Consider the following 19,171-nt stretch of genomic DNA (forward strand, 5'->3'; position numbering starts at 1 on the left):
ATCGTTGTCTGATTTCGTTCCTGAGTTAACTGAAAACGTTTTCAGTGATTGTGTCAACCGATACAGGGGATCACGCATCCGTGAGCCCTTGCTGCAAGTTGCAGCCCGTGGCAGAACGCGGGTATGGCGCTGCAAACGTTTCCCGTTCGATGAGTGTCGGCATCCGCGACGTGGCCCGCGCGGCGGGGGTCTCGACGGCGACGGTGTCGCGCGCGCTCGGCCGCGGCCCGGTCAGCGACGCGCTCCGCGAGCAGGTCGAGGCCGCAGTGCGCGCCACCGGCTACCGGCCTAACCTCTCGGCGCGGCGCCTGCGCTCGCAGGCGACACAGACGATCGGCCTGATCGTCGCCGACATCCGCAACCCGTTCTTCACCGCGGTCAGCCGGGCGGTGGAGGATGCGGCCTATCAGGCGGGCATGCGGGTCATCCTCTGCAACACCGACGAGGATGCGGAGCGCGAGGCCCTATACCTGCGCCTGATGCAGGAGGAGCGGGTTACGGGGGTAATCTTCGCGCCGACGCGGACGACCGCGCAGGCGATGCGCGCGGGCGACCTCGACTTCCCCGTCGTGCTCATCGACCGTTCGGGGCCGCCCGGCGCGCACGACAGCGTCGTTCTCGACAACACGGCCGCCTCCGCCGCCCTCGTCGACCATCTCGTCGCGCAAGGGTACGCGCGGATCGGCGGCCTGTTCGGTTCGACGAGTTCGACCGCCCAGGAACGGCGCGCCGGCTACGAGGCGGCGATGGCCCGCCACGGGCTCGAGCCAGCGACGCGAGCCTGCGCGCCGAACGCCGCCGCCGCGGAGGCGGAAAGCGTGCGCTGGCTCGCGGAGGGCGACCGGCCAGAGGCGCTGATCGTGTCGAACGGGCTGATGCTGATGGGTGCGGTGCGGGCGGCCCGCGCGCTCGCCCTGGCGGTTCCGGGCGCGCTGGCGCTGGCAGGCTTCGACAACGAGCCCTGGACCGAACTCCTCGACCCCGGCCTCACCGTCATCGAGCAGCCTGTGGCCGAGATTGGCGCGCAGGCGATGAATCTGCTGTTCGATCGGCTGAAAAGCCCGGACCAGCCGGTGCGCAAGGTGGTGCTCAGTGGACGGCCGGTGCTGCGCGGCTCGACGGGCAGGCGCTGATCAGCGCATGGCCTGCTGGCTGCGCGACCCGAGGCGCAGGAGGATCGCCACCGGGATCAGCCCGACCAGCACGATGAGCAGGGCGGCCACGGCGCCGTCTTCGTAGGTGCCGCGCGCGGCCTCGCCGTAGAGATGGGTGGCCAGCGTCTCGACGTTGAGCGGGCGCAACAGGAGGGTCGCCGGCAACTCCTTCACGCAATCGACGAAGACGAGGAGGCCGCCGCTGACGAGCGCCGGCCAGGTGAGCGGCAATTGCACGTGGGCGAGCGTCGCGACGGGCCCGCGCCCCAGCATGCGCGCCGCGTCGGGCAAGGAGCCCGGCACCCGCGACAGGCCCGCCTCGCAGGTGCCGATCGCCACCGCGAGGAAGCGCACGAGGTAGGCGGTGATGAGCGCTCCGCCCGTACCGAGGCCGATCAGTGCCGGCGCCGCACCGAAGACGGCGCTCGAGGCGGCGGCGAGTGCCGAATCGGCGAGAGCCAGGGGCCCGAGGAGGCCAATGGCGAGGATCGTGCCCGGCAGCGCGTAGCCGAGGCTCGCCACGCGGATCAGGGCCGTGCCAGCCCGCTTGGCGATCAACCGCGGGCTCGCCGCCACGAGAAAGCCGACCATGCCCGCGATCAGCGTGGCGGCACCGGCATACAGGACGGTGCTGAGGATCTCGGCCGGCAGCGTCTCGGGCAGGCCGGCGCGCGCGATCCGGCCCGCGGCGGAATGGGCGAGGTATCCGGCCGGGATCAGGAAGCCGAGGGCGACAGGAGTGAGGCCGAGGAGGAAGGCCGCGGCGGCACGGGACCCTGTCAGGTGTGTTCGGGTAAGGGTCCGCGGGCGCTGAGCGGTGCCGGCGAAGCCGCGCCCGCGCCGGGCCCAGCGCTCCGCGACCACGAGGCCGATCACCACGAGGAGCATCACGAGGGCGATCTGTGCCGCGCCCGGCAGGTCCGAGCGGTTGATCCAAGTGGCGTAGACCTGAACCGTCAGCGTGCGAACGCCGAGGAACTCGGCCGCGCCGATGTCGTTCAACGCCTCCATGAGGGCGAGGCTCGCGCCGAGCACCACGGCCGGCCGGGCCATCGGCAGCGCCACCCGGGCGAAGACGGCGCGAGGGCTGTGGCCGAGGGTGCGGGCCGCCTCCAGGAGATTGGCCGCCTGCATCAGGAAGAGCGCCCGCGTCGGTAGGTAGACGTAGGGGTAGAGCACGAAGCCGAGGAGCAGGATGCAGCCGGGCAGCGAGCGCAGCTCAGGCAACCGCAGGTCGCGCGGGCTGGCGAGGCCGAGAGCGTCGCGGAGGCCCGACTGTACCGGGCCGAGCGGGTGCAGCAGATCGAGATAGGCGAAGGCGACGATGTAGGTCGGGACCGCGAGCGGCAGCAGCAGCCCGATCTCCAGCAGGCGCCGGCCGGGGAAGTCGTAGGCCGCGACCAGCCACGCCGCTCCGGTGCCGATCAGCGTGACCGTGAGCCCGACGCCCGCGAGCAGCCCCGCCGTCTGCAGGATCGCCTGCGGCAGCACGTATTCGAGGAGGTGCGGCCAGAGTTCCCCGGAGCCCTGCAGCGCGGCGTGCGCCAGCGAGACGAGCGGGCTCAGTACGAGCCCGGTCAACGCCAGGGCGCCGAGCGCCCAGGCGAGAGGCGGAGAGCGAAAGGTCTGTGCGAGCGGAAAGCTCATGGAACGGCCCGGATTTCCGGAGGCAGCGGACCCATCGCGGTGGCCGAAAACGAAGAGATCTCGGCTCTATCCCTTCAGTTGTCGAAGCCGACCTTGTCGACGAGGAGGCTCGCGGCCTTCCGGTTGCGGGCGATCTCGGCGAGCGGCGTCTGGTCGATCTGGAGGGTGCCGAGCTCTACGAGGAGCGGGTCGACCGGGGCTCCGGGCTTCACCGGGTACTCATAATCGGTCTTGGCGTAGATGCCCTGCGCCTCGTCCGAGACGAGGTATTCGAGGAGCTTGACCGCCTCGTCGCGGTTCGGCGCGCTCTTCGCCACCGCGGCGCCGGAGACGTTCACGTGGGTGCCGCCGTTCTCGAAGCTCGGCAGCACGACTCGGATCGCCTCGCCCCACTTCTTCTGCTCCGGGCCGCCGCGGCCCGAACGCATCAGACCGACATAATAGGAATTGCCGAGGCCGATCTCGCAGGTCTCGGCCAGGATGTCGCGGGCCACGTCCCGATCGCCGCCCGCGGGCTTCTTGGCGAGGTTCGCCTTGACGCCGCGCAGCCACGCTTCCGTCTTCTCCGGCCCGTGCTTGACGAGGTAATGGGCGATCAGCGCCGTGTTGTAGGGATGCTGACCCGAGCGCAGGCAGATCTTCCCCTTCCACTTCGGATCGGCGAGATCCTCGTAGGCCAGCGTCTTGAGGTCGGCGAAGTCCTTGGCGTCGGTGTAGGCGACGCGGGCGCGCGTGGAGAGCGCGAACCAGCGTCCTTCGGCGTCGCGCAGGCCGGCCGGCACCGCGGCCTCCAGGGTTGGCGACTTCACCGGCTGCGCGAGGCCGCGATCCACGATCTCGATCAGGTTGCCGATATCGACCGTCATCAGGACGTCGGCGTTGGCGCGCTCGCCTTCGGCCGCCACGCGCTCGGCGAGGCCCTTCTCGACGAAGACGGTGTTGACCTTCACACCCGACTTCGCCGTGTAGGCGTCGAGCAGGGGGCGGATCAGTCCGGGCTCGCGCGTCGTATAGAGGTTGACTTCCGCCGCCTGCACCGCTCCCGCGGCCAGCAGGCCACCGCACGCCACGGCAATTCTCGCGACCGAGCCCAACATGATGCGTTCCCCAACTCCGTGGCAGGAGCTTGGGACGCATCACGCAAGAAAAATCAAGCACGAAGTCTTTGAATTAAAACGATTAAAAACTATACTGCCCCATTCAACGTAGAATTGGCACCGCTCGATTCAGCGGGCAATTTAATCCCGATCCACTTCGAAAATCAGCGGCGAGCCGTGTAACGCGAGAGCGACCGTGTCTCCCGGGCGCGCCGGCTCGTCGGGACGGACCGCGAGGCTGAACGGGGCGGAGACACCGTCGACCGTGATCTCGAGCGCGGCGCGCGCGCCGAGGTAACTGCGCCGCAGGACGCGCCCGGGCGTCCCGCTTCCCGGCTCGGCGAGCCGGATCGCCTCGGGGCGCAGGCAGGCGAGGCGATCCGCACCCTCGGGGGACGCGCCCGCGGCGAGGAGACCGAACGGGGTGTCCAGGCGCCCGCCCCGGCAACGGGCCGGCATCTCTATGAGATCGCCGAAGAAGCGGGCCGCGAAGCGTGAACGCGGCCGCTCGTAGAGATCCTCGCCGGTGCCGACCTGCACGATGCTGCCCGCCCGCATCAGCGCGATCCGGTCGCAGAAGGCGAGCGCCTCCTCGGGATCGTGCGTGACGAGAAGCGTCGTCGTGCCGGTCTCGCGCAGGAGCCCGAACGTGTCGGCCCGCACCCGGTCGCGGGTGCGCCGGTCGAGGTTCGAGAAGGGCTCGTCGAGGAGGAGGATGCGGGGGCCCGGTGCCAACGCCCGGGCGAGCGCTACCCGCTGACCCTCGCCGCCGGAGAGCGTCGCCGGATAGCTCTCGGCGCGGTGTGCGAGCCCGACCTGCTCCAACCGGCCCGCAGCGATCGCGCGCGCCTCGGACCGCGGCCGGCCACCGAGGCCGAAGCGCACGTTCTCGCCCACCGTCAGGTGCGGGAACAGGGCGTAGTCCTGGAACATCAATCCGATGCCGCGGGCCTCCGGCGGCACGCCGGCGTCGACCGGCCGGCCGTCGAGGCGGACCGTGCCCGCATCCGCCGATTCGAGGCCCGCCACGACGCGCAGCAAGGTGCTCTTGCCGCAGCCGGAATCGCCAAGCAGCGCGACGATTTCCCCTGCTCGAACCACGAGGGAGACCTGATCGAGCGCTTGGACCGCGCCGAATCGGCGGCCGATGCCGGCAAGTTCCAGGCGGGGCGGCTCGGGCCGGGCATCGGCGGCGTCTGGAAGGGTCATCGGCGGGTCCGGTGGCTCGGTCCGGGCTCCATAACGCATGAGTGGCCGGGAGCAACGCGCGCGACGGGGCGACGCGTGCTAGCGTGGCCGCAAGGGGTATCGGATGGGGCGGTGGCACGAAGGGCCGGTAGCGGAGACGGGAGGCGTGCTCCCGCGCTTCCTCCTGCTCTACGGGCTCCTCTACGCGGCCTATGGCTGCCTGTCGCCGATCCTGCCGAACTTCCTCGCTGCCCGCGGACTCTCGGCGCGGGAGATCTCGGTCGTGCTCGCGGGCGCGCTGCTCGTGCGCCTCGCCGCCGGCCCGCTCGCGGGGCGCATCGCCGACCAGCGCGGGACCGGGCGAGGCATCCTCGCCGCGGCGGCTGCGCTGGCAGGCTTCGCCGCCCTCGCGCACCTGCCCGGTCAGGGCTTCTCCGTCCTCCTCGCCGTTGGGCTTGTCTACGCGCTCGCCACCGCGCCCCTGGCGCCGCTCGCCGACGCCCTCGCGCTCGTCGCCGCCGAGGACGGCCGCGCGTTCCAGTATGGCTGGGTCCGCGGCGCGGGGGCTGCAGCCTTCATCGGCGCGGCGAGCCTCGCCGGCTGGCTCGTCGCCGGCCACGGCCTCAGCGCCGCGGTCGCAGCCGGAGGCGCCCTGTTCGGGGCCACCGCCTTCGCGACGCGCCTCGTCCCCGCAGGCGCGCCTGCCGAGGTGGATGCCGGCGCCTCTGAAGGTCTCTGGCAGGGCTTCTCCACCCTGTTTCGAAATGCTGCCTACCGGCGCATCCTCCTTGTCGCTGCCCTCGTCGTGGGCGCGCACGCCATGCACGACGCCTTCACGATGATCCTGTGGCGGGAGGCAGGGATCGGCGCGGGGCTCGCCGGCCTGCTCTGGTCCGAGGCGGTGGCGGCCGAGGTTCTGGTGTTCCTCGTCGCCGGGCCGTGGCTGATCGAGCGGCTGGGGCCCGGCCCCTGCCTCGCCCTCGCCGCCGGGGCCGGGGCCCTGCGCTGGGCCGTCACCGCGCAGACCGTGGCGCTACCCGCGATCGTCGCGATCCAACTCCTGCACGGGCTCACTTTCGCGCTCCTGCACCTCGCCTGCCTCGATCTGATCGCGGCCAACGTCGCACCGGGGCTTCGCGCGACGGCGCTGACCCTCTACGGAAGCCTCGGTGTCGGCCTCGCGACCGCGCTGCTGACGCTCGCCTCGGGCAGCCTTTACGCGACGTTCGGAGCGCGCGCCTTCTGGGTGATGGCGGTCCTGAGCCTTGCGGCTTTGCCCGTCAGCCTGAGCTTGCGCGCGCAACGAAGCGCGCAAGCGCGCGGTTCTACGGAACGAAGGTAGGACATATATAGAACATATGGCTGACATGCAGCGGACCCGATGCCCCAGACCGCCGAGATCCTGATCCCGCTCGCCCTCGACACGGCCTACAGCTACGCCGTGCCCGCGGGCCTGAGCCTCACCGAGGGCGACGTCGTGCAGGTGCCACTCGGCCCTCGCGAGACGATCGGCGTGGTCTGGGGCGTCGCCGAGAGCGCCTCCGGCTCGAACCTGCGGCCGGTGACGGGACGGCTCGACGTGCCGCCCCTGTCCGAGCCCCTGCGCCGCCTCGTCGACTGGCTCGCCCGCTATACGCTCGCGCCGAAGGGCTCGGCTCTGGCGATGGCACTCCGCCTTCCCGACGAGGCGGCCGCCCGCGAGAGCCTGCGCGTCGGCGTGCGGGCCTCCGGCCGCCCTCCCGCCCGCGCGACCGCCGCCCGCACGAAGGTGATGGCGGTGGCCCACGACAACGCGTTGCGGGGCAAGACCGCATTGGCGAAGGAGGCCGGCGTCTCGGTGAGCGTCGTCGACGGGCTCATCGACGACGGCGCCCTGGAGACGGTGGCGCTGGAGCCCGAGCCCGTGGCCCTGCCGCCCGATCCCGACCACCCTCGGGTGCCGCTCTCGGAGGCGCAAGCGTCCGCCGCTCTGGAATTGCTGCCCCCCGAGGGTGATCCCGGCGCGACGCTCCTCGAAGGCGTCACCGGCTCGGGCAAGACGGAAGTCTATTTCGAGGGCGTCGCTGCCTGCGTCCGAGACGGGCGGCAGGCGCTCATCCTGATGCCCGAGATCGCGCTCACCGCGCAGTTCCTCGATCGCTTCGCCGCCCGCTTCGGCGTGCGCCCGGCGGCGTGGCACTCCGGCATCGGCGGCAAGCGGCGCGAGCGCATCCGCGCGGGCGTCGCCGCGGGCGAGATCGCGGTCGTGGTCGGCGCTCGGTCCGCCCTGTTCCTGCCGTTCGCGAGGCTCGGCCTCATCGTCGTCGATGAGGAGCATGAGTCCGCCTACAAGCAGGAGGACGGCGTCCACTACCACGCCCGTGACATGGCCGTGGTGCGCGGCAAGCTCGAGGGCTGCCCGGTGGTGCTCGCCTCCGCGACGCCCTCCATCGAGACGCGGGTGAATGCGGAGAAGGGCCGCTACCGCCACGTTATCCTGCCCGAACGCTTCGGCGGGCGCCGGCTGCCCGACATCCGGGCGATCGATATGCGCCTCGACAAGCCCGAGCGCGGCCGCTTCCTGGCGCCGCCGATGATCGACGCGGTCAAGCACAACCTCGCGGCCGGTGAGCAGACGCTGCTGTTCCTCAACCGCCGGGGCTACGCGCCCCTCACCCTCTGCCGGGCCTGCGGCCATCGCTACCAGTGCCGCAACTGCTCGACCTGGCTCGTGGAGCATCGCTTCCGCCGGGCGCTCGTCTGCCATCAGTGCGGCTACGCCGAGCGCAAGCCCGAGGCCTGCTCGGAATGCGGCGCCTTCGATCACCTCACCCCCTGCGGGCCGGGCGTCGAGCGGATCGCCGAGGAGGTGGCGGAGCTGTTTCCGCAGCAGCGGATCGTCGTCCTGTCGAGCGACTTCCCCGGCGGGGCCGAGCGCCTGCGCGCCGAATTGCAGACCGTCGCGGACGGCGGCTGCGACATCGTCATCGGCACGCAGCTCGTGGCCAAGGGCCACAATTTCCCGCACCTGACCCTCGTCGGTGTCCTCGACGCCGATATCGGCCTCACTACCGGTGACCCGCGGGCGGCCGAACGGACCTTCCAGCTGCTGCAGCAGGTCACGGGCCGCGCCGGGCGCGGCGAGAAGCCGGGCCGGGCGCTGGTCCAGACCTACCAGCCGGACCATCCGGTGATCGCGGCTCTTCTCTCGGGCGATGCGGAGCGCTTCTACGCGGAGGAGATCGCCGCCCGCGAGGCGGCCGGCCTGCCGCCCTTCGGGCGGCTCGCGGCGCTGATCGTCTCGGCGAACGACCGCGAGGCGGCGGAGGCTCACGGACAGGCGCTCGCCCGCGCCGCCGATCCGCCCGCAGGCGTCATGGTCCTCGGACCGGCCGAGGCCCCGCTCGCCCTGATCCGCGGCCGCTGGCGCTTCCGCCTGCTCGTCAAGACCGAGCGCGGGATCGACCTCCAAGTCTACCTGCGGGACTGGCTCGCCCGCGGCCCGAAGGTGCGCGGCAATGTGAAGGTCGCGATCGACGTCGACCCGCAGAGCTTTTTGTAGGAACCTACAGGCTCCGGTCGTCGTCGTCCGACGGCCCAAGAGGAGCGTGCACGTGCTGAGCTACGAGAAGAAGGCGGGATCGAACGTCGCCGAGATCGTCGTCGACGGAAAGATCAGCGACGAGGAGATGAACGCCGTGATGACGGCGATGAAGGCCGATCTGGAAGGGGGCGGGAAGATAAAGCTTCTGGAGGATATCCGCAGCTTCCAGGGCATGGAGCCGGCGGCCTTCTTCAAGGATCCGCGCATCGGCCTGTCGATGATGAAAGGCGTGAGCCACGTCGCCCTGGTGACGGACGCGACGTGGCTGAAGGCGCTCGCGGAGACGTTCAGCTTCGTCTCTCCGGCGCAGATCAAGGTGTTCGAGCGCGCCCGTCTCGACGAGGCGCGTTCCTGGCTCGCCGGCGCGGCCTGAGCCGCTCCCGACTCACTCGGCCTGGGCGACCTGCGAGCTGTGGCGGCGGGCCGTCCAGCGGCCCGAACAGAGGGCCGAGACCTTCCAGGTGCCGCCGCCCGAGCGGGCCTGGAGACGGCCCGAGATGGCCCCGCTCGCGGTGCCGTTCGAGACGCTGAGGCCGACGGTGCCGTCCGGCCCGACGCGCCCGCTCATCCGGGCCGCACCGCCGCTGGAGACCAGACGCACCTGCCCCTCCTGAACCGCGACCGCGTAGCTGTAGCGGCTGTCGCACAGGCCGCTCTCGGTGACGAGCTCGACCGACCAAGTGCCGTTGAAGTTGCCCCCGTCCGCAGCGCGCGGCGACGTGATGGCCGGCGCGCAGAGGCCGGCGCCGAGCGCAACGATCGTGGCAAGCTTCATCATGGAACCCCCTTCGGACAGGATCGGGACATGGCCGGACCCGCCGGAGCGGATCGCCTGATCGGTTTTGGGCCTGTTGCCCGACGCGATGTGAATGAAACCCGAATATTGATCGGAAGCGGCGAGAATATGACCGGCGACGCACCTCGGCACGCGAAGATCTGATGGGGATCAGAGCGTAGCTGTACGCGAGATCTCATCGGCCTGCATTTGCGCCTGCTCCGCGCTGCGATGCGGCCTCGCCCGGGAACTGCTACGCTTGCCCCGTCGTTGCTTAGACCGAATGGACCCCTCTGCGCCGGATATCGGCGCTCCGCGTCGGCCTTGCCGCGCTACGGGCCTCGTCGCCTGAGATCTGGAGAGAGAAGATATGCGCCTGATCCTCACCGCCGCCACGCTGCTCGCCGGTCTCTCGGCCGGCACGGCCTCGGCCCAGACCACGATCATCGAGCGCGAGGCGCCGCCGCGGGCGGTGGTGATCGAACGCGACCCCGTCGTCGTGGAGCGCCGCGTCGTGCCGGTCGAGCGCGAGGGCGGCTGCGAGACGCGCACCGTGACGCGCACCGAGGAGGACGGCTCGTCCACCACCGTCCGCCGGGAGCGCTGCGAATGAAGGCGCCCGCAAAGCCGCTCCGAGCGACGCAGCCGGGTCCGCCCGTCAATCCGTCAGCGGACGGGCCTCCTCCGGCAGCATGATCGGGATGCCGTCGCGGATCGGGTAGGCGAGCTTGGCCGAGCGGCTGATCAGTTCCTGGCGGGCGCTGTCATATTCCAGCGAGCCCTTGGTCAGCGGGCACACCAGGATCTCGAGGAGCTTCGGATCCACCCGGGTCGCCTCGACGGGAGGTGAGAAATCATCGTCCATGGTCGCGTGTCTCGCCAAAGGTCACTGCAGGGTCGGTTCGGTCCCTGAACCGCGCACCAACTCCATTTCGGTCACCGCGATCAAGACCTCTGCCCGCGTCTTGAGGTCGGACGCCTCCAGCATGGCCTGCTTCTCGCGAACGCCGAAGGGGCTCATCATGCAGAGCGCGTTGACGAGGGCCTCGTTCGGCGCCTCCTCGATCCCGGCCCAATCGACCTTGAGGTCGTTCGATTCCACGAAGTCGCGCAGCGCCTTCAGCACGCCCTCGCGGTCGACCGCCTCCTCGCCGGCCCGTGCCTCGAAGTCCGCGGCAAAATCGTCGTAGGAGACTTGGCAGCGACGGTAAGTGTTGGTCGTGGCGAGCTCGCTCTCGACCCGGAAGCGGCTGATCCCCGTGAGCGAGATCAGGTAGCGTCCGTCGCCGGTCTCGGCGAACTGGGTCACGCGGCCCGCGCAGCCGACCCGATAGAGCCGCGGCGCCATCGGCGAGCCGCCCCCTTCCGCATCCGGCTGGATCATGCCGATGATCCGGTCGGTGCGCAGCGCGTCGTCCACCATGGCGAGATAGCGCGGCTCGAAGATGTTGAGGGGCATCTGGCCCCGGGGCAGCAGCAGCGCGCCGGGGAGAGGAAAGATCGGGATCACGGCGGGACAATCCGCCGGGCCCTTGTAGCCCGCATGCGCGCTCATGGCATCTCCCCCGCCCCGCCGGGCCTCAGGCGAACAGCAATGTCGAGAGCTTGCGCCGTCCGCGGATCGTGTCGGCGTCCATCAGTCCCCAGGCCTCGAAGAACTGGAGGAGCTGCTTGCGCGCGCCACCCTCGTTCCACTCCCGATCGCGCCGGTGGATCTCGATCAGATGGTCGACCGCCTGCGCCCGCTCGCCCCGGGCATTGAGGCCGAGGGCGAGGTCGAAGCGAGCCTGATGGTCGTCCGGGTTCGCCTCGACCTGACGTTGCAGGCCGGCGAGATCGCCGAGGGACGCGGCCTGCTCGGCAAGCTCAACCGCGGCGCGGATGCCCGCGAGCGCGAGATCGTTCGCCTTCGCCTCCGGCACCATGGCGAGGACCTGCTTGGCGTTCTCCAACTCGCCCGCGTCCAGCTGGATCTTGGCCAGGCCCGCGAGCGCCACGACGTTGTCGGGCTCCTGGCCGAGCACGGCCGCGTAGAGCTCGGAGGCGCCCGCGAGGTCTCCCTCGGCCAAAGCCGTCTCGGCCTCCGTCATCAGCTCCTCGATCTGGGTCGGGCCGGAGGGACCGACGAGGCGCTCGATGAAGGTCTTGATCTGGCTGTCCGGCACCGCGCCCATGAAGCCGTCCACGGGCTGGCCGCGCTGGAAGGCGATGACGGCCGGGATCGACTGGATGCCGAGCTGGCCCGCGATCGAGGGGTGCTCGTCGATGTTCATCTTGGCGAGCACCACCTTGCCGCCCGCGGCCTTCACGGCCTTCTCGAGGACGGGCGTGAGCTGCTTGCAGGGGCCGCACCAGGGCGCCCAGAAATCCACGAGAACGGGCCGGTTCATCGACTCGGCGATGACGTCCTGGCGGAAGCTCGCGGTCGTCGTGTCCCTGATCAGGTCGGCGGATCCGTCGCCCGCGGGGGCGCCGGTCAGGGGGGCGTCGTTCAACATCTTGTCCTCGCGGCAACGGCCGATGGTGGAGGCGGGCTGTCCGCGCGACCCGGGTTCGATCGCGGCCGCTGGGATTCGGCGTCGTGAGATTGCTCTGACGTGACGCGGATCGCGGGCATCCCGCTTCGACACATCCTCTAGGAGAGATCGCGAGGGTTTACATGGGGCCTGCCCGCTTCCCTGACCACCCCGTCCCGCTTGGTCCGCGCGCTCGTCTTCAGGGCTTGCCCGCATCCCCGGCAGATTTGGCGTCCGTGACGAAAGTGCCCGCGTAATCCTTGCCGCCCGCATGGGCCTCACAGGTGATCGCCGTCTTGCCCGGGCTCGGCGTCGAGAAGCGGCACGAACCGACCGCGGGCGTCGGGGTCTGGACCACGCCTTCGGGGCCCGACTTGCCGGGGCTGACGAGGTTGATCGGCTGCAGCGGATCGGTCTCCTCCGTGCGATCCTGCTGGGCACCGGTGCCGCTGAAGGTCAGGTTCTGCCCCTCGCTCGACGCGAAGCCGAAACTCGTTCGGCTTCGCGCCACGTTGTTCAACAGGGTGCCTCGGCAGGTAGCGGTGAGGTCTTGGCCCGCGATGACGAGCCGTTCGCAGGTGCCCGTCAGGTTCAGCGCGGCCTGGGCACCCGCGGCGGCGACCCAGCCGGCGGACAGGGCCGCCGCGGTGAGGAGAAGGGGCAGGAGAGGCGTGCGGGTCGTCATGGTCCGCACATCTATGGCCTGCCCAGGCCGGCGTCGAGGGCTCGCAGCACGGACAGGGCCGTGAGGAAACTCACGCGGGCAAGCTCGCTCCCGCCGCCGGCCCGGTCTAAGAACGGGTCGCGCTGACGCCTCTCACCAAGGACGACCGACCGGCCCCATGGCGAGCCCGACGGAACATGCGAGCTTCCTGCCGCCGGTCCTGACTTTCCTGTCGGCCGCGGTGATCGGCGTTCCGGTCTTCCGCCTCATCGGCCAGAGCGCCGTGCTCGGCTACCTCGTGGCGGGCGTGCTGATCGGCCCGTTCGGCTTCTCGCTGATCGCCGAACCCGAGACCGCCGCGAGCGTCGCCGAGATCGGCGTGGTGCTCCTCCTCTTCATCGTCGGTCTGGAGCTGCACCTGTCGCAGCTCGTCTCGATGCGGCGGGACATCTTCGGCCTCGGCACGGCGCAGCTCCTCGTCTGCGCGGCGGCGCTCGGGGGCCCGCGCTCCTGTTCGGCCTGACACCCTCGGCGGCGACGGTCGTCGGGATCGCGCTGGCGCTCTCGGCGACCGCCGTAGCGCTGCAGCTTCTCGAAGAGCGCGGAGACCTCGGCACGCCTTATGGCGGGCGCGCCTTCGCGGTGCTGCTGTTCCAGGATCTCTCCGTCGTCGCGATCCTCGCCCTGATGCCGCTCCTCGCCTCGGCCGGCGGCGGGGGTGGCGGGGATTTCTGGTTCGGCGAGGCTGTGCAATCGACCGGCAAGGCGCTCGCCGCGATCCTCGCCGTCGTTCTCGTCGGGCGCTACGGCCTCAACCCGTTCTTCCGGCTGCTCGCCGCGAGCGGCGCCCGCGAGGTGATGACCGCTGCGGCCCTCCTCGTCGTGCTCGGCACCGCGCTGCTGATGCAGGAGGTCGGCCTGTCGATGGCGATGGGCGCCTTCCTCGCCGGCATCCTGCTGGCCGAATCGAATTTCCGGCACCAGCTCGAGGCCGATATCGAGCCCTTCCGGGGCATGCTGCTCGGACTGTTCTTCATGAGCGTGGGCATGTCGATCGACGGCGGCCTCGTGAAGAGCCTGTGGCCGATCCTGTTCGGGGCGACGGCGGGGGCCATCCTGCTCAAGGTCGCCCTGGTGGTCGGCCTCTTCCGGCTGTTCGGCTCGCCGTGGCTCGACGCCGTGCGGGGGGCGGCCATCCTGGCGCCGGCCGGCGAGTTCGCCTTCGTGTTGTTGCCCGTCGCCGGCGGACTCGGGCTGATCGACGCCAACGCGACGCGCTTCACCGTGGCACTCGCCGCGCTCACCATGCTGATCGGCCCCGTGGCGGCCAAGAGCCTCGACGCGGTGCTCGCCCGCCGGCCGCGCGCGACCGAAGAGCAGGCCCTCGACGTCGTCGAGAGCACCGAGGCGCGGGTCCTGCTCATCGGATTCGGCCGCTTCGGGCAGATCCTGACTCAGGTTCTCCTGGCGGAGGGGATCAGTGTCACCGTCATCGACAAGGACGTGGAGCAGATCCGCTCCGCCTCACGCTTCGGCTTCCGGATCTACTACGGCGACGGCACGCGCCTCGACGTGCTGCGGGCGGCGGGGATCGGCCGCGTCGAGCTGGTCTGCATCTGCATCGACGACGTCGAGGCCGCGTTGAAGATCGTCGACATCGTGCACGAGGAGTTCGAGAGCGTGCGCACCTACGTGCGGGCCTACGACCGGACCCATGCTGTCGAGCTGATGAATCGCGACGTCGATTTCCAGCTTCGCGAGACCTCCGAATCGGCCTTGGCCTTCGGCCGCGCGACGCTGGAGGCGCTGGGCCTCTCGGCGGAGGCGGCCGCACGCCGCACGGAGGACGTGCGCAAGCGCGACGTCGCCCGCCTCGTCCTGCAGCAGGCCGGGGCCCTTCCGGACGGCTCCGGGTGGCTGCGCGGCCTGCCAGGCGAGTTGAAGCCCGAGCCGCTCACCGCGCCGCAGCGCCCGGCCCGCGCGCTCAACGCCGAGACCCGCGACATCATCGGCCATGAGCGCCGCGAGGCGGCCAACCGCGCGCTGGAGACCCAGGACGGGCGGCCGGATGCCTGAGGGACCGGTCCGTCGCGGCGAGGAGGCTCCGGCACCGCCCCGCGAGGCCGCGCGCTTCGTCGAAGGCTCGATCCTGCGCCACGTCGTCGTGATGAGCGGGACCGGCTCGATCGGACTGATGGCGATCTTCGTCGTCGACCTGCTCTCGCTCCTCTACGTCTCGAAGCTCGGCGACCCGCGCCTGACCGCCGCGGTCGGGTTCGCCACGATCGTCCAGTTCTTCGCGATCTCGATCAATATCGGCCTGATGATCGCGGCGGGCGCTCTCGTCTCACGGGCGATCGGGGCGGGCGATGACGCCCTGGCCCGCCGGCTCGCCACCTCGGCGACCCTGCACGGGCTCGTCGTCTCGGTCGTCCTCGTCGTCGTCATGCTGCCGCTGCTGGGGCCGCTGCTGCGCCTGATCGGGGCCGATGCCGAAACCCTGCCGGTCGCCGAGCGCTTCCTCTGGATCGCACTGCCCTCGAACGTCCTGATGGCGCCCGGCATGATGTTTTCCGGGCTTCTGCGCGCGGTCGGCGCCGCGCGCCAGGCCATGTACGTGACCCTCGGCGGCGGCCTCGTCACGGCCGGCCTCGACCCGCTCCTGATCTTCGGGGCCGGGCTCGGCGTCGACGGAGCCGCCCTCGCGACCTGCGCGGCGCGTGCCACCTTCGCTCTGATCGGCTGGCAGGGCGTGCAGGATCACCGCATGCTGACCCGGCCGCACCTCTCCGACGTTCTCTCCGACGCGCCGGTAATGCTGAAGATCGCTCTTCCGGCGGTCCTCACGAACCTCGCTCCCTCCGTCGCCAGCGCCTTCGTCGCCCACGCGCTCGCCCGGTTCGGGCCCGAGGCTGTGGCGGGCAACGCCGTGATCGACCGCCTGACCCCCGTCGCCTTCGGCGGCCTGTTCGCGATGTCGGGCTCGATCGGCCCGATCCTCGGCCAGAACTGGGGAGCGGGCCGGTTCGACCGGATGCGCGGCGTATTGCGGACCGGCGCCTACGTCACGGCGACCTACGTGATCGTGGTCTGGGCAGCGCTCCTCGCCGCCTGCGCACCGCTGTCCGCCCTCTTCGAGCTGCACGGCAGCGCGCGCGACCTCTTCGCCTTCTTCTGCCATGTCAGCGGCGCGATCTGGTTCTTCAACGGGCTGCTGTTCCTGTCGAACGCCTCCTTCAACAACCTCGGCTTTCCCTTCCTCTCGACGGGCCTCAACTGGGGACGGGCGACGCTTGGCACGATGCCGCCGGCGCTGGCCGGCGCCGCGCTCTACGGACCCCAGGGCGTCATCGCGGGCGTCGGGGTCGGCTCGCTGCTGTTCGGCGGGCTCGCGATCGGGCTCGCCTTCCGCACCGTGACCCGGCTGGAGCGCCGCGCCCTCGCGCTGCGCGCCGCGAACCCGCCCTCGCCCCCCGAAGCGCAGGCTCACACCGAGGCCTCGCTCGCCGCCGGGCCGGCGCAGAGCGGCGCGCTCGTCTGAGGTTCCGGCCACCCATCCACGGCCGAATGCCGGCGCTGCGCCGGCAAAAGGCCGCTGGCGCTGGTCAGTTGGCGGCGGATGGGACACACTTCACCATGGGATATGTACGTGCGCGCGGGGTTTCTCCGCCGTGCCCGATGATGAGGCCACAGGCCATGTTCAACCCGATCGACATGCTCCAGGGCCAGAGCGCCGGGATGCAGGGGCTCGCCCAGCAATTCGGCCTCACGACAGATCAGACGCGTCGTGCCATGGAGGCGCTCCTGCCCGCCTTCACGATCGGCCTGCAGCGCAACACCCCGAGCGACCCGATCGGCTTCGGCCAGCTCTTCGGGTTGCCGGGCGCCTCGGCCGGAAACCCGACCGCGCAGACGCCGGAGGTAATGCTCGGGCAGCTTTTCGGCTCGCCGATGCTCGCGCAGGCGGTCGTGCAGCAGGCGGCTGCGGCGAGCGGCGTCGGTTCTCAGGTGGTGCGCCAGATGCTGCCGCTGATGGCGGGCATGGTGGTGGCGAGCATCGTGCACATGATCCTCAACCAGAGCCCGGCGCCCCAGCAGCCGGCTCCGAAACCCGCGCCGGCAAACCCCTACGTCGCCGCCAACACGTTCTGGGCCGACATGCTGAGGGCTTTCGCCCCGCCTCAGCCGCCGCAGGCCACCCCCTCGCGCCCCAGCCGCCGAGCCCGCCGCCCGTCGAGGCACCCAGAAGCAGCCCCAAGGACCCGGCCAAGAGCCTGGACAAGAGTGCGGACAAGGGGGCGGCCGAGCAACCGTTGGATATGTTCAACAAGATGCTCCAGACCGGCGCCGAGGTTCAGACACAGAACGTGAAGGCGATGCAGGACATCTTCGACGCATTCTGGGCAGACCCGAAGGAGAAGGCGGTTGGGAAGGAGACGGAGCAGCACAAAGTGCCGCCTGTTCGAGCCGCCTCGCGCGCCGCGCCGAGATCCGCGGCAGCGAAGTCCGCGACGCCTGCGTCCGGCGCGCCTAATAAATCCGCTTCCCCGAAGCCCGAAGCGTCGAGGGGCAGCAGCCCCAAGCCGGCACGCAAGCCCACGGTTTCGAAGCCCCGCTGAGATCGCTCAGTTCAGGTTCGAGCCGATCGTGGTGCCGATCTTGTCGTAGACGGTGTTGAGCTTCGCTCCGTAGAGCCGGATCGCGCCCGCCGAGACGGCGAAGATCAGGCCACCGATCATCGCGTACTCGATGGCGGTGGCGCCGCGGCGATCCCGCCCGAGACCGTTGATCAGCGCCCGGAGGCGCGAGACGCGCCCGGGGATGGCGGGGCATCCCTCCTGCGCTGCTGGTTTCGCCATGGATCTCGCTCCCGCCCGCACCCCGCGGCGTGAGAGAGCTTACGGCTCGTCCGTTGCGGATGATTTAAGGTGATCTCCGGAACAGGCCGATGCACGACACGCATTGTCCAATCACGCGCATCCTGCGCCATTTCGGAAAACTGGCCGGAAAACTGAGACGCGGGGGCTCAAACTTCTCACTTGCACCGCGGTCGTCACGGCAAAGGGCCACTCTCGCGCCGCGGCCGAGCGTGATGGTCGATCGCGTCCGATGTCTCTCTCTGCCGTCCGATGAGCGGCGCGCCCGATCCGACATGCGGACTTGCAGAGCCGGAATGCGGCGCAAGCGCCGCACCTACCGATCCCGGCCCGCTTCCTTGCGCAGGGCATCGATCCGCTTCGACGCCTCCGCCTTGTCGAGGTCGGGATCGAACGCCTTCGGTTCCTTCGCTTCCTCGGAGAGGGTCTTCAGGTAGGACGCTTGCGCGCCGGTCATCGGCTCGCCACCAGTTGTCCACTGATCTGGATCCTTGATCTGGTTGGAGACGTCCTTCGGGTCGGTCTTCGGGTTGGTCGGGCCGGCCTTCGCCTCAGGCTTGCTCATCACAGAACCTCCTGTTCTCGAAATGTTCTGTTAAACGCGAAGCCGTCCGCGCGGTTCCGGCGGCCCGTGCGGCCGCCGGAACCGATGCGGCCTCAGGCCGCGTTGGCCTTCGGCTGCACCTCGGCGAGGTAATCGTCCATCAGGGTCTTGGTCATCGCACCGGGCGTGAACCGGTAAGGGCCGATCTCGGCGACCGGCGTGACCTCGGCGGCCGAGCCGGTGATGAAGCACTCGGCGAAGCCCTCCATCTCCTCGGGCCGGATGCGGCGCTCCACGACCTCGAAACCGCGGCGGCGGGCGAGGTCGATCACGGTCTGGCGGGTGAGGCCGTTCAGGAAGCGGTCGGCGTTCGGGGTGTGGATCACTCCGTCCCGGATGAAGAAGACATTGGCGCCGGTGCACTCGGCGACGTTGTCCTCCCAATCGAGCATCAGGGCGTCGGCGTAGCCCTTGTTCTCGGCCCGGTGCTTCGAGATCGTGCAGATCATGTAGAGACCGGCCGCCTTCGAGGTGGAGGGCGCCGTGCGCGGGTCCGGCCGCCGATAATCCGCGATGTCGAGCCGAATGCCCTTCATCTTGGTGGCCGGATCGAAGTAGCTCGGCCATTCCCAGGCGGCGATGGCGAGATGGATCGTGTTCTGTTGGGCGGCCACGCCCATCATCTCGGAACCACGCCACGCCACCGGCCGCAGATAGGCTTCGGTCAGGCCGCTCGTCTTCAGGACGAGTTCCTTCGCGGCCTCGATCTCGGCGACGCTGTAAGGGATCTCGAAGTCGAGGAGCTGGGCCGAGCGGCGCAGGCGCTCCGAGTGCTCCAGGCTCTTGAATATGCGCCCGCCATAGGCCCGCTCGCCCTCGAACACGGCCGATCCGTAGTGGAGACCGTGGGTGAGTACGTGGATCTTGGCCTCCCGCCACGGCACCATGGCGCCATCGAACCAGATGGTGCCCTCGCGCTCGTCGAACGGGATCACGGACATGGCGGGTACTTCCTTCTCGCGCGGCCGAATCCGCTTCGCGCCGCGGGATCGATCGGGTCAGGCTTGAACGCCGGCAGTCGGGCGGGCGCCCGAGCGCGCCCGTATTGCCGGAAGGCTTGACGGGT

At 70.3% G+C, this 19,171-nt stretch carries 19 protein-coding genes and 1 pseudogene; 9 read left to right on the forward strand and 11 right to left on the reverse strand.

Annotated elements, in window-relative coordinates:
- The first annotated feature begins 149 nt into the window (after window positions 1–149).
- Window positions 150–1,133: a LacI family DNA-binding transcriptional regulator gene (locus DK389_RS07200; protein WP_109888442.1), complete on the forward strand. Its 984-nt coding sequence runs from the start codon at window positions 150–152 to the stop codon at window positions 1,131–1,133.
- Here DK389_RS07200 and DK389_RS07205 read toward each other — a convergent pair whose 3' ends face one another.
- From DK389_RS07205 to DK389_RS07215, 3 genes are all read right to left on the reverse strand, one after another.
- Window positions 1,134–2,801: an ABC transporter permease gene (locus DK389_RS07205; protein ID WP_109888444.1), complete on the reverse strand. Its 1,668-nt coding sequence runs from the start codon at window positions 2,799–2,801 to the stop codon at window positions 1,134–1,136.
- Between the two features lie 74 nt (window positions 2,802–2,875).
- Complete coding sequence (locus tag DK389_RS07210; RefSeq protein WP_109888446.1) at window positions 2,876–3,898, reverse strand: extracellular solute-binding protein; 1,023 nt, start codon at window positions 3,896–3,898, stop codon at window positions 2,876–2,878.
- A 141-nt stretch (window positions 3,899–4,039) separates the two neighbouring features.
- Window positions 4,040–5,107, reverse strand: a complete 1,068-nt coding sequence (locus DK389_RS07215; protein ID WP_109888448.1) for an ABC transporter ATP-binding protein — start codon at window positions 5,105–5,107, stop codon at window positions 4,040–4,042.
- A gap of 145 nt (window positions 5,108–5,252) precedes the next feature.
- Between DK389_RS07215 and DK389_RS07220 the strand changes: the two genes are divergently transcribed.
- Genes DK389_RS07220 through DK389_RS07230 form a run of 3 tightly spaced genes read left to right on the forward strand, consistent with a single transcriptional unit; the run spans window position 5,253 to window position 9,042 of the window.
- A complete protein-coding gene (locus tag DK389_RS07220; RefSeq protein ID WP_236960695.1) occupies window positions 5,253–6,428 on the forward strand; it encodes an MFS transporter in 1,176 nt (391 codons plus the stop codon).
- 39 nt (window positions 6,429–6,467) lie between these two features.
- Window positions 6,468–8,627 (forward strand): primosomal protein N', encoded by a 2,160-nt coding sequence (locus tag DK389_RS07225; RefSeq protein ID WP_109888452.1) that lies wholly within the window; start codon window positions 6,468–6,470, stop codon window positions 8,625–8,627.
- Between the two features lie 52 nt (window positions 8,628–8,679).
- The gene (locus DK389_RS07230; RefSeq protein WP_109888454.1) at window positions 8,680–9,042 is read left to right on the forward strand and encodes a SpoIIAA family protein; all 363 of its coding nucleotides are present in this window, start codon (window positions 8,680–8,682) and stop codon (window positions 9,040–9,042) included.
- Window positions 9,043–9,054: 12 nt separating this feature from the next.
- Here the strand turns inward: DK389_RS07230 and DK389_RS07235 are convergent, their stop codons facing one another.
- Entirely contained in the window at window positions 9,055–9,447 is a 393-nt protein-coding gene (locus DK389_RS07235; protein WP_109888456.1) for a hypothetical protein, read from the reverse strand.
- 27 nt (window positions 9,448–9,474) lie between these two features.
- Between DK389_RS07235 and DK389_RS34920 the strand changes: the two genes are divergently transcribed.
- Together DK389_RS34920 and DK389_RS07240 are read left to right on the forward strand one after the other, a co-directional pair.
- Entirely contained in the window at window positions 9,475–9,609 is a 135-nt protein-coding gene (locus DK389_RS34920; RefSeq protein WP_257791931.1) for a hypothetical protein, read from the forward strand.
- A gap of 205 nt (window positions 9,610–9,814) precedes the next feature.
- The gene (locus tag DK389_RS07240) at window positions 9,815–10,057 is read left to right on the forward strand and encodes a hypothetical protein (RefSeq protein WP_109888458.1); all 243 of its coding nucleotides are present in this window, start codon (window positions 9,815–9,817) and stop codon (window positions 10,055–10,057) included.
- Between the two features lie 45 nt (window positions 10,058–10,102).
- Here the strand turns inward: DK389_RS07240 and DK389_RS07245 are convergent, their stop codons facing one another.
- The 4 genes from DK389_RS07245 to DK389_RS07260 form a co-directional block, all read right to left on the reverse strand.
- The gene (locus tag DK389_RS07245; RefSeq protein ID WP_109888460.1) at window positions 10,103–10,309 is read right to left on the reverse strand and encodes a Trm112 family protein; all 207 of its coding nucleotides are present in this window, start codon (window positions 10,307–10,309) and stop codon (window positions 10,103–10,105) included.
- Window positions 10,310–10,330: 21 nt separating this feature from the next.
- Window positions 10,331–10,999 carry an LON peptidase substrate-binding domain-containing protein gene (locus tag DK389_RS07250; RefSeq protein ID WP_109888462.1) on the reverse strand — a complete coding sequence of 223 codons (669 nt, stop codon included), beginning with the start codon at window positions 10,997–10,999 and terminating at the stop codon, window positions 10,331–10,333.
- Window positions 11,000–11,024: 25 nt separating this feature from the next.
- Entirely contained in the window at window positions 11,025–11,942 is a 918-nt protein-coding gene (trxA, locus tag DK389_RS07255; RefSeq protein WP_109888464.1) for a thioredoxin, read from the reverse strand.
- Window positions 11,943–12,159: 217 nt separating this feature from the next.
- On the reverse strand, window positions 12,160–12,645 hold the full coding sequence (locus DK389_RS07260) for a hypothetical protein (protein WP_236960697.1): 486 nt from the start codon (window positions 12,643–12,645) through the stop codon (window positions 12,160–12,162).
- A gap of 157 nt (window positions 12,646–12,802) precedes the next feature.
- On the opposite strand from DK389_RS07260, the pseudogene DK389_RS07265 reads away from it, so the two are divergent.
- The 3 genes and pseudogenes from DK389_RS07265 (at window position 12,803) to DK389_RS07275 (ending at window position 16,995) form a co-directional block, all read left to right on the forward strand.
- Window positions 12,803–14,700 (forward strand): annotated as a pseudogene (locus DK389_RS07265) (monovalent cation:proton antiporter-2 (CPA2) family protein).
- Window positions 14,693–16,165: an MATE family efflux transporter gene (locus tag DK389_RS07270; protein WP_109888465.1), complete on the forward strand. Its 1,473-nt coding sequence runs from the start codon at window positions 14,693–14,695 to the stop codon at window positions 16,163–16,165. The pseudogene DK389_RS07265 and the gene DK389_RS07270 overlap by 8 nt, the downstream one beginning before the upstream one ends.
- Before the next feature lie 155 nt (window positions 16,166–16,320).
- Window positions 16,321–16,995, forward strand: coding sequence for a DUF937 domain-containing protein (locus DK389_RS07275; protein ID WP_162560546.1), 675 nt, complete (start codon window positions 16,321–16,323; stop codon window positions 16,993–16,995).
- 254 nt (window positions 16,996–17,249) lie between these two features.
- Here the strand turns inward: DK389_RS07275 and DK389_RS07285 are convergent, their stop codons facing one another.
- From DK389_RS07285 to DK389_RS07295, 3 genes are all read right to left on the reverse strand, one after another.
- Window positions 17,250–17,483 (reverse strand): Flp family type IVb pilin, encoded by a 234-nt coding sequence (locus DK389_RS07285; protein WP_109888470.1) that lies wholly within the window; start codon window positions 17,481–17,483, stop codon window positions 17,250–17,252.
- Window positions 17,484–17,817: 334 nt separating this feature from the next.
- Window positions 17,818–18,066 (reverse strand): DUF3072 domain-containing protein, encoded by a 249-nt coding sequence (locus DK389_RS07290; RefSeq protein WP_109888472.1) that lies wholly within the window; start codon window positions 18,064–18,066, stop codon window positions 17,818–17,820.
- A 92-nt stretch (window positions 18,067–18,158) separates the two neighbouring features.
- Window positions 18,159–19,046, reverse strand: coding sequence for a branched-chain amino acid aminotransferase (locus DK389_RS07295; protein ID WP_109888474.1), 888 nt, complete (start codon window positions 19,044–19,046; stop codon window positions 18,159–18,161).
- Between the last annotated feature and the right edge of the window lie 125 nt (window positions 19,047–19,171).

The sequence above is a fragment of the Methylobacterium durans genome (assembly GCF_003173715.1).
GTDB classification, from domain to species: Bacteria; Pseudomonadota; Alphaproteobacteria; order Rhizobiales; family Beijerinckiaceae; genus Methylobacterium; species Methylobacterium durans.